This is a genomic window from Rothia sp. HMSC065B04, assembly GCF_001812285.1.
In the GTDB taxonomy this organism is placed as follows: domain Bacteria; phylum Actinomycetota; class Actinomycetes; order Actinomycetales; family Micrococcaceae; genus Rothia; species Rothia mucilaginosa.
Genome location: NZ_KV808410.1, coordinates 52,816 through 55,637 on the forward strand (window position 1 = coordinate 52,816; position 2,822 = coordinate 55,637).

The 2,822-nt window shown below is 54.3% G+C and carries 1 protein-coding gene; it reads left to right on the forward strand.

Annotation, left to right across the window (positions count from 1 at the left end):
• The first annotated feature begins 725 nt into the window (after positions 1 to 725).
• Positions 726 to 2,579: a peptidase gene (locus HMPREF2845_RS07635; protein ID WP_141752964.1), complete on the forward strand. Its 1,854-nt coding sequence runs from the start codon at positions 726 to 728 to the stop codon at positions 2,577 to 2,579.
• Positions 2,580 to 2,822: the final 243 nt, after the last annotated feature.

The following is a 2,822-nucleotide window of genomic DNA, read 5'->3' on the forward strand; positions in this document are numbered from 1 at the left end:
GTTTTGACGGGATGAATAAGCTAAGTTTTACTCTCGTAGAATATGACCCGTCTGCAAATGTTACCCATAAATATATCAAGGAGCTGGAACCTTTTGACCCTTCGGATTCTCCGTATTCTAAGCGTGTTTTTCATGACCTAATTCCTAACGGTCATTTTCAGCATAAAATTACGATTCCTGCCGGTCTTTTGAAATCAGGCAAGGGTTATTATCTGTCGGTACAGGGAGACTCTCCTTCAGGCCCGATTGCTATGAGGCGTGCCTTCCCCTTCGTTCCTGTGGGCAAGAACCCCATGAAAATGCCTTACCAGAGCAATACGTACCGCAATACCCTTCCGAAGGTTTCGCTGTCCCCTCAGACGGTTGACCCGTACCATGAGGGGAAATATAAAGTTACTATTTCTAATATTTCCCCGGAAGTTGATTTGGGGTACTATATCGGGTCAATCAGTGTTTATAATAAAACTGCTCAAAAAACGATTGCCAACCTCAGCGTTAATAGTGACCATTACTATGAACGTGACAAAATTGTGGTCCGTAACCCCGACGGCACCCAAACCGTAGAACTTGAAATTAATGCTGAGGATATTAAAGAGCTACAGGGCGTGTATTTGGGTTCCGAAGCGGAACTGAGGGTCTATTTCTCAGATAATCCTTACTACGGTTCAGAGATTCATAATTTTACGGTTACTGCACCAGTTCGGCTGGCGGATTCCCCTACCCCATTGACCCCTCCCACCCCTGCTGAGGATAAGAAACCTGACAACCCGGTTGGCATGAAGCTCACCTCGGGCACCCTCAACATTTCTGAGGGCGGTACCGTCTCTGTGACCACTGCGCCGCTGAGTGCCGAGTTCCGCGCGAAGTACACGCTGTATGAGTTCGGCATTGTGGAGCGCGGTGAGAATTACCTTGAGCCATATTACGGCAATCCCCTTCCTGAGGCGCAGTACGGCAGCAAGGTTGCCGGCCTCCGCGCTGAGGGCAAGGCCCACGATAATCCTGACGGGAGCGTCACGTTCACTCTTGACATTCCGAAGCAGTGGATGATGGTTCCGGAGGGTACGCTCTTCGATGTGGTGCTGACCTACTACCCGTCCGATAAGCCTGACCCGCACGACTATCCGTATGAAGATTATCGTCTTACGGCACGAATTCCCTTGCCCACGGTGCGCGACCCTGAGCCTGACCAGCCGACGTACCGCTACAGCATTTCGGCGATTGATAAGCCGTGGCAGGATACGACTCTGACGGTTGAGGGCTACCATATTCTTCCCCCGAATATCGTAGGTGGATACGACAGCCAGGCGTACGTCACTCTATACGAGGCAGACCCGGCTACCGGAAAGATTATGGGACGCCCTGTTTTCTCCCATGCTGTTCCGTTGACGGGCAACTGCTTGCATCACTGTACGGGTTTCCGCAATAACTATTTCGGCACGAAGATGACGATTCCGGCGGGTACGTTGAAGCCGGGTAGGCTCTACATGATTGGTATCTACGGTTCTAATCTGCCTCACCCGGGTGAGGAGGAGTACAGCGGTAGCTTGCTGACCAGTGTTGCGCAGTTCCTTCCGGTGCGGTCGGGGCAGCCGAGTGATAACCAGCCGAATCCTGACCAGCCTGTAGCGCGTCCGGATTTGTACATTCCGTATAAGCGCGTCAACCCGTATCAGGAGATGAATACTCTCACCGCACGCGTCTCGAATCTTCCGAAGCTTGCCGAGGGCTATTACCGTTTCTCGATTCAGGCAACGGATATTTTCGGCGAGCTGACCGGTGAGAAGGCTCTGGAGCAGGTTATTCCCGCTGAGCGCATCCACGATGGTGCCGCTGAGGAGACGCTGAACGTTCCCGGTAGCGCGCTGAATTATGAGGGAGCGTACAGGGTTGTTCTGGAGAAGGTAACCCCGGGCAAGGATGGTGCCGCGGATGCGGTCGAGCCGGTGGCTTCTGAGAATCTTGATCTCTTGGCGAATACTGCTGAGGAGCAGAAGGCTGCTGTCGAATGGGTCAAGAAACAGGCTCTTCTGGATGAGAGTAAGACTGTGCTGAGTCGCCGCGATGTCACGGTGGCGCTGTACCGCCTGGCGGGCGCGCCTCATGCTGAGCTGCCTGCAACCAGCCCTTACGCGGATGTGGCACCGAACGACCCGGACTACGCCGCGTACATTTGGGCTCGTCAGAAGGGTATTACCTTCGGCTGGGCGGACGGCAAATTCCACCCGGAGGCAGCCCTTTCGACACGTTCTGCGGTGGCGTTCCTGTACAGGTACCAGCGGATGGTTGCCCCGGCTCCTGCGCCGGAGTCGAGCAGTGTGCCGTCTTCGTCTGTGCCCAAGAACAGTAGCGTGCCGGGTGATTCTCCCGTCCGGGTTTCGCGTTCGCATTGGTCCGATTATGGGCGTACGGATACTGCGTTCTGGCGGGAGTCGCTGTGGGCTACTCAGCAGTTCATCTGGGGTTATAAGGATTATGATCACCGCTATGCCGAGGGTTTCAGTTCGGATGCTGTTTCTTCTTCGGAGTTCTCGGTCATGCTGTACCGTATGGCGCACGGCGGCAGCCGTCTTAGTTAGTTTCGGTGCGTGAGGGGTCTGGCGGGCTGTATTCTTCGAGTCGTTGTGCCGCAGGCTCAACAGCTGGACCTGTCCCGCCCCTAGCATCCTTTACAGGCACCGGCGAGGGGAATCGGGAGCGTTACCTGATGGGAGTCTTCCCGCGAGTAGCGCCCCGGTTTCCCGACCTTTGATTTGCTCAACCTTTTCGCTCGCTTCACTCACCGTATAGTTTTTTGTAGATGGGATAATGATGTCTTCATT